The organism is Streptomyces sp. NPDC001100, assembly GCF_053598575.1.
The window spans coordinates 53,825-60,292 of sequence record NZ_JBSFKO010000054.1; the positions used below are offsets into that span (position 1 = coordinate 53,825).

7 protein-coding genes are annotated in these 6,468 nt (G+C 70.4%); 5 read left to right on the forward strand and 2 right to left on the reverse strand.

Translation table 11 applies throughout. The features are described 5' to 3' along the window. Positions 1-111 precede the first annotated feature (111 nt). Both ACWDEW_RS44950 and ACWDEW_RS44955 read right to left on the reverse strand, forming a co-directional pair. Complete coding sequence (locus tag ACWDEW_RS44950; protein ID WP_450521566.1) at positions 112-1,305, reverse strand: flavin-containing monooxygenase; 1,194 nt, start codon at positions 1,303-1,305, stop codon at positions 112-114. 167 nt (positions 1,306-1,472) lie between these two features. Further along, positions 1,473-3,083 carry a subtype B tannase gene (locus ACWDEW_RS44955; RefSeq protein WP_450521567.1) on the reverse strand — a complete coding sequence of 537 codons (1,611 nt, stop codon included), beginning with the start codon at positions 3,081-3,083 and terminating at the stop codon, positions 1,473-1,475. 255 nt (positions 3,084-3,338) lie between these two features. Here ACWDEW_RS44955 and ACWDEW_RS44960 point away from each other — a divergent pair, with 255 nt between their 5' ends. The 5 genes from ACWDEW_RS44960 to ACWDEW_RS44980 are packed head-to-tail and all read left to right on the forward strand — an operon-like array spanning position 3,339 to position 6,398. Beyond that, positions 3,339-3,791, forward strand: coding sequence for a DoxX family protein (locus ACWDEW_RS44960; RefSeq protein WP_450521569.1), 453 nt, complete (start codon positions 3,339-3,341; stop codon positions 3,789-3,791). Further along, on the forward strand, positions 3,788-4,195 hold the full coding sequence (locus ACWDEW_RS44965) for a Zn-ribbon domain-containing OB-fold protein (protein ID WP_450521571.1): 408 nt from the start codon (positions 3,788-3,790) through the stop codon (positions 4,193-4,195). The genes ACWDEW_RS44960 and ACWDEW_RS44965 overlap by 4 nt, the downstream gene beginning before the upstream one ends. A gap of 37 nt (positions 4,196-4,232) precedes the next feature. Continuing rightward, positions 4,233-4,832: a GNAT family N-acetyltransferase gene (locus tag ACWDEW_RS44970; RefSeq protein WP_450521573.1), complete on the forward strand. Its 600-nt coding sequence runs from the start codon at positions 4,233-4,235 to the stop codon at positions 4,830-4,832. Then, positions 4,829-5,710 (forward strand): GNAT family N-acetyltransferase, encoded by an 882-nt coding sequence (locus ACWDEW_RS44975; protein WP_450521574.1) that lies wholly within the window; start codon positions 4,829-4,831, stop codon positions 5,708-5,710. The genes ACWDEW_RS44970 and ACWDEW_RS44975 overlap by 4 nt, the downstream gene beginning before the upstream one ends. A 10-nt stretch (positions 5,711-5,720) precedes the next feature. After that, on the forward strand, positions 5,721-6,398 hold the full coding sequence (locus ACWDEW_RS44980; protein ID WP_450521576.1) for a pyridoxine/pyridoxamine 5'-phosphate oxidase: 678 nt from the start codon (positions 5,721-5,723) through the stop codon (positions 6,396-6,398). Positions 6,399-6,468: the final 70 nt, after the last annotated feature.

The following is a 6,468-nucleotide window of genomic DNA, read 5'->3' on the forward strand; positions in this document are numbered from 1 at the left end:
TCCGCCCGCTCCTGTGTGACAGTCGTGACAGCACAATTAACTGACGCACTGTCAGATTACTGAACTGACACTGCGTCAGGAACTGTCGTGCACGCAAAGAACGGGCGGAACCTAGCGCGTGACGCTCCTGCGGGCGGACTTGGCGAGGGTCTTCGCGATCTTCTCCGCGTCGATCGCCAGCTCGCGGAGCATGCCGCTGATGGGGTTGGTGAAGCCGGTGAAGTACAGGCCGGGCGCGTCCTTCGGGGAGCGGGCGCCGTGCACGACCGGCTTCCCGCGCGCGTCCAGCACGCCGAGGTGGCCGACGAGACCCTCCAGCGAGCGGACGTAACCCGTGGCCGCGACGACGGCGTCCGGCTCGATCCGCTCACCGTCGGCCAGCACCACCTTGCCGTCCTCGAACGACTCCACGGCCGCCACGATCTCCACCCGCCCCTTGCGCACGGCGTCGATCAGACCGACGTCCTGCACCGGGATCGACCCGTCCTTGACCCGGCTGTACAGCCCGGTGTCGGGCCGCGCGAGCCCCTGCTCCGACAGGTCCGGCACGCTCAGCTTGGCCATCGGCCCCGCGAGCCGGTCGACGAGGCGGACCGGCAGCCGTCGTACGACGATGCCCGTGTACTGGGCGGCCCAGCCCGCGGTCGAGCGGCGCACGATGTGCGGGGTGGTGCGCACGGAGAGCCGTACGCGCGCCGCGCCGCCCTCCACCAGGTCGACGGCGATCTCCGCACCTGTGTTGCCGACGCCGACGACCAGGACGTCCCGGCCCGCGTACGGCTGCGGGTTGCGGTAGTCGGCGGCGTGCAGGAGCTCGCCGGTGTAGGTGTCGCGGCCGGGCCAGTCGGGCAGCCGGGGGGTGTGGTTGGTGCCGGTGGCGACGACGACCGCGCGGCCGGTCAGCTCACGGCCGCCGGTGGCGTGCAGCAGCCAGCCGGCGCCGTCGGCCGAGCGCTCGATGCGGGAGACCTCGACACCGGTGACGATCTCCAGCTCGTGGACCTCGGCGTACTTCTCCAGATAGCGCACCACGTCGTCGCGCGCGACCCAGCGCCCGAAACGGCGCGGCATCGCGAGGCCCGGCAGGCCCGAGAGCCGCCGGGTGGTGTGCAGGTGGAGGCGGTCGTAGTGCCCGCGCCAGGACGCCCCGACCCGGTCCGACCGCTCCAGTACGACGGCGCGGATGCCCCGCGCGCGCAGCGCGTACGCGGCGGCGAGTCCGCCGGGGCCGCCGCCGACGACGTACACGGGGCGGTCTGCGTGGTTCTGCTGCGCCGGGGTCGGGGACGCTGTGGAGTCGGCCATGAGCGCGAGCGTAATCACGTCCCACGTTGATGGGTCTCGGTCAAGACCGGAATTGGTTGCGGATTGATCACGGGTGTGGAGGACCGGGTGAGATCGGTGGCGTAGAGCCTCTGGTTGTGGGGGCGGGGTGGGCGCGGTCGCGGGACCCACCCCACCGCCCTCGCGGGCTACTTGCCGTGCTTGGCCCGGTGGCCCGTCACCTGGCCGATCCACGTGATGAAGTCGCCCGGGTCGGTGTTTGCGCCGTGGCCCTCGTCCCAGTAGTAGATGTGGTTCACGTCGTCGCCCAGGTTGTCGAGGCGGGCGGCGAGGTTGGCGGCGACCGTCAGCGAGGTGTCCGAGTCCTTGGTGCCCAGGCGGATCCACCAGTGCCTGGAGCGGTTCGGGTTCACCTTCTCGACCAGGTGGTGCATCGGGTTCATCAGGTCGAGCTTCGCGGGGACGTCGCTCGCGACGCGCTTGCTGCTGAGGCCCGTGGAGTCGTTCTTCGCGCCGTACGCCGTGAAGTGGCGGGCCAGGGTCGTGCCCGTGCCGAACTCGTTGTTCTCGCCGGCCGACAGGTCGAAGGCGTCGAAGGCCGGGGTGTCCTTCTTGCGGGCGCCGACGTGGGTGAGGAAGTCGGCCCAGGTGAAGGTGGCCCTGCCGCCGGACCAGGTGATGAAGGTGTTGGCCTTCAGATAGGTCTCGCGGGCGGAGTCCGACAGGGCGGCGAGGTAGGTGGTGGCCGACGGCTCCAGGTACTGCTTGACCATGTACTCGTCGAGGTTGCGCGCGTTCAGCGGACCGAAGCCGCCGAGGCCGCGCAGCTTCAACCCGGCCTGGTACTCGGCGAATTGTGCTTGCAGCGCCTTCGACACCGTCTGGTCGACCAGCTTGCCGGTGCTCAGGTCGTTGGCGCCCCAGTTCCACTCGTAGGCGCCGTCCGCGTGCTCCAGGTCGGTGATCGGGCACCAGGCGCCGGTCGCGAAGATCGCGTCGGAGGCGTCGGCCGCGCCGATCTCCTTCAGGTACTTGTCGTAGATCGGGCTGTCACCGGACGCGCCCAGCAGGGAGGAGAGGGCGCCACCCGCGCTGGTGCCTGCCGAGACGATCCGCTCGACGTTGCCGGGGATACGCCCCTTGTTGGCCTTCACGTACCGGACGGCGGCCTTGAGGTCGACGATCGCGGCCGGGGCGGTGCCGTAGTACTCGCCGCTGGAGTTCTTGAGGGTACGGCCGCGGGCGCCGGGCTCGATCACGACGTAGCCGGCGGCCAGCGCGAGGAGTTGGTTGCTGGAGGTCGCGCCCCCGGTGGCGTTGGTGTTGCCGTTGGCGCCGGGGGCGGAGGCGGAGGCCGACGCGCTGGGGGCGGCCGAGCCGCTGGGCGCACCACTGGGTGCCGCGCCGCCGCCCATCGCCGAACCGCCGCCGCCGACCTCGGTGGCGGTCGCCACGGAGGCGGGCAGATAGCCGCCGACGGAGTTGGCGAACAGGATCGGCGCGTTGCTCGCGTCGACCGCCTTGCCGTCGATCTCCACCGGGGCGCTGACGATCAGCGACTGGTAGGTGGCGTCGACCGGCTCGGCGACGTAGGTGATCGCCTTCCAGAAGTGGTAGACGACCTTGTGCTCCGTGCCCTCGGTGTCCGTGATCGTCTTCGTCAGCTTCGTGTAGGCGTCCGGGTCGAAGACCAGCGCGTCCGACGAGGTGGAGGACGACGACGTCTTCGAGTCGCTCGCGTTCGCGCTGAGCGCGATGCCGCCGACCGCCGCGACACCGGCGGTGGCGCCGATGCCCATGACTACCGTCCTGCGCTTCACTGCCCTGTGCTTCACCGTGCTGCCTCTCGTCTTCCCGACTGTTCCCGACCGCGTCTTGCCGACCGCGTCTTCCGGACCGCTTTCTGGCCTTGCGCTTGCGAACGTAAGGGGGCGCGAACAAAATCGTCAACAATCTGCCGGGATTCATGGCCGACCCACAGCGGCACGGCCCGTGCACAGGATTTTCATGGCCCCCTCTCGGCTTTCCTCAGCTTCTGACGTACCGTCAGATTCATGGATGCGATCTGGCTCGACGGAGCGGAATGGCTCGCGGTCCTCCGCATAGGACTCGGCCTGTGGTGGCTGGAGAGCTGGCGGCACAAGGACAAGAAAGCCTGGTTCGAACGCGGCACCGGCATCGCCTGGGCCGCCGACGTCGCCGCCAAACACCGCTGGAACGCGGTCCGTTCGGGCTTCGACGTGATGGTCGCGCCACGCCCGCGCACCATGGCGTACGTCGTCGTCTACGCCGAACTCGCGGTCGGCCTCGGCCTGGTGGTCGGATTCCTCACCCCGGTCGCCCTCGTCGGAGGCCTGCTCCTCAACGTCCTCTACTTCACCCTCATGATCCACGACTGGGCGGAGCAGGGGCAGAACGCGATGATGGCGCTCATCTCGGTCGTGGCGCTGCTCGCGATGTCCTGGCAGGTGTGGTCGCTGGACGACGCGCTCGGATGGTTCCGATGACCACCGCCCCCCGCTTCGACCTCCCCGAGCCCGACGCGTTCACCCGCACCTACTGGGACGCCGCCGGCCAGGGCAGACTGCTGATCCGCCGCTGCGCCGACTGCGGCCGGCCCCACCACTACCCGCGCGAGTTCTGCCCCCACTGCTGGAGCGAGAACGTCACCTGGGAGACCGCGAGCGGCCACGCCACCCTCTACACCTGGTCCGTCGTCCACCGCAACGACCTGCCGCCCTTCGGGGGGCGTGTGCCGTACGTCGCCGCCGTCGTCGACCTCGCGGAGGGCCCGCGCATGATGACGGAACTGGTGGACTCCGACCCGGCCGCCCTATGCGCCGGAACGCCCGTCGAGGCGGTGTTCCGGGAGGGGATACCGGTGTTCAGGACGCATGCCGGGGAAAAATGACGCACCCGGTGCACGAGGCACTTGATTCAATGGCTCGATGGCCCACATACGCGAGCGGTCCGTTCAGCACCCGCTGCCCGAGCTGAACGGCCACGGACTGCGGCTGCGCCCCTGGGACCCCGACGACGACACCGATGTCGCGGACTGGCTGCGCGGAGTGTCCGACCCCGACTTCCAGCGCTGGAACACCCCACTCCGCCCGATCACGGACCTCACCGGCGCCCGCAACTCGCTCCGCTCCCGCGCCGAGGGCGCCCAGGACGGCGTCAGCGCCTCCTTCCGCGTCATGGACGCCGCCGACGGCACGACCCTCGGACACATCGGCGTCAACGACATCGACCACCTGATCAGCGTCGCCCGCGTCGGCTACTGGACCCTCCCCGAGGCCCGCGGCCGGCACGTCGCGATCCGCGCCCTCACCCTCGCCGCCCGCTGGGCCCTGACCGACCTGGGCCTGCACCGCCTCGAACTCGGCCACGCCCTCGGCCACCACGCCTCCTGCCACATCGCCGAACGCTGCGGCTTCCCCGCCGAGGGAACACTGCGCGGAGCGATGTTCGAGGCGGGCCGACGCGACGCGTTCCGCGACGTCCATCTGCACGGCCGCCTGGCGACCGACCCGGAGGTAGAACTGTGACGACGACCCCCGCCTGGCACCTCACCGCGGACCTGGACCAATTCCTGGGCCTGGCAGGGGACTTCCTCCAGTCCCGCCCCGCCCACCACACGATTCAGCTGACGGTGACGGACACCCTGCGCAGACGCGGGCGGCACGTCTTCGGCGACGGCGACCCGGAGTTCGGCGTCCTGGAACGCGACGGCACCGTCACCGCCGCCTTCTTCCGCACACCCCCCGGCCGCCTCATGTCGACCCGCCTCACCCCCGACGAGGCCGAAGCACTGGCGTCCCAACTCGCTGACCAAGGCGTCGAGTTGCCCGGCGTCATGGCCGAACAGGACACGGCGACGGCCTTCGCGGAAGCATGGCGAGGACGAACCGGAGCCGAACCGGAGATCGGCGTCCGCCAACGCCTCTACCGCCTCGCCGAGTTGGCGATCCCGACCCCCGCCCCTCCCGGCCGCCCAAGAGTCGCGGTGGCAAAGGACCGCGAACAACTCATGTGCTGGCACGACGAGTTCGTGCAGGCGATCGGCGAGCACGGCGCCGTGCTCGGCTCGGCAGCCTGGGCCGACGCGCGGATCTCGTACGGCGGCGTCACGTTCTGGGAGACCCCCGACGGAACACCCGTGTCGATGGCCGGCGTCACGGCGAAGGTGGCCGGCCAGATCCGGGTCGCCCCCGTCTACACACCGGCGGACCTGCGGGGCCGCGGTTACGCCGGCGCCGCCACGGCGGAGGTCAGCCGGGCCGCGCGCGCGGCGGGCGCGGCCGAGGTACTGCTCTTCACCGACCTCGCGAACCCGACCAGCAACGCCCTCTACCAACGGATCGGATACCGCCCGGTCGCGGACTTCACCGCATACGACTTCGGACCCGGCACCGGGTCGAGGTGATACTCGACCCATGGCAACGGAAACCGGACCGGACCTCCACGACCTGCTGAAGTCCCTACGGGTATGGGCCCCCGAAACGACCGAACTGCGCCCGTTCGACCCCACGACGGCACCGGGCACCCCCCTCGCCCTCTTCGCCACATGGTTCGCGGAGGCGGTGGCTGCTGGGGAAACGGAGCCGCATGTGATGTCACTGGCGACGCGGGACGACGAGGGCCTCCCCGACGTACGGATGGTGATGCTGCACGGCGCGGACGCGGACGGCTGGTCCTTCGCGACCCACGCCACGAGCCGCAAGGGCCATCAGCTGAAGCACTTCGCGTACGCCGCCCTCTCCTTCTACTGGCCCCGCCTCGGCCGCCAGATCCGCCTGCGCGGCCCGGCCCTCCCGGCACCGCCCGACGAATCCCAGTCGGACCTGCACGTCCGCTCGACGGGAGCCCTGGCGGCGGCGCTGACCGGCCACCAGAGCGAGGTCCTCCCGTCCCTGGACGAGCTGACCCGGGCCTCTGAAGCAGCCTGGGAACTCGCCCAACGCGAGCCGCGGACACCGGTGCCGTCCTGGACGCTGTACCGCGTCTTCCCTGACGAGGCCGAGTTCTTCCAAGGGGATGCGCTACGGCGGCATGTTCGGCTGAGTTATGTGCGTGAGGAGCGGGGCTGGGCGAAGGTGTTGTTGTGGCCCTGAGCTGCCGGAAGTCGCCGTTGGGCCACTCGCTTCTTTGTCAGTGTCGGGCTTCCGCGGACCGAGTAAAGGG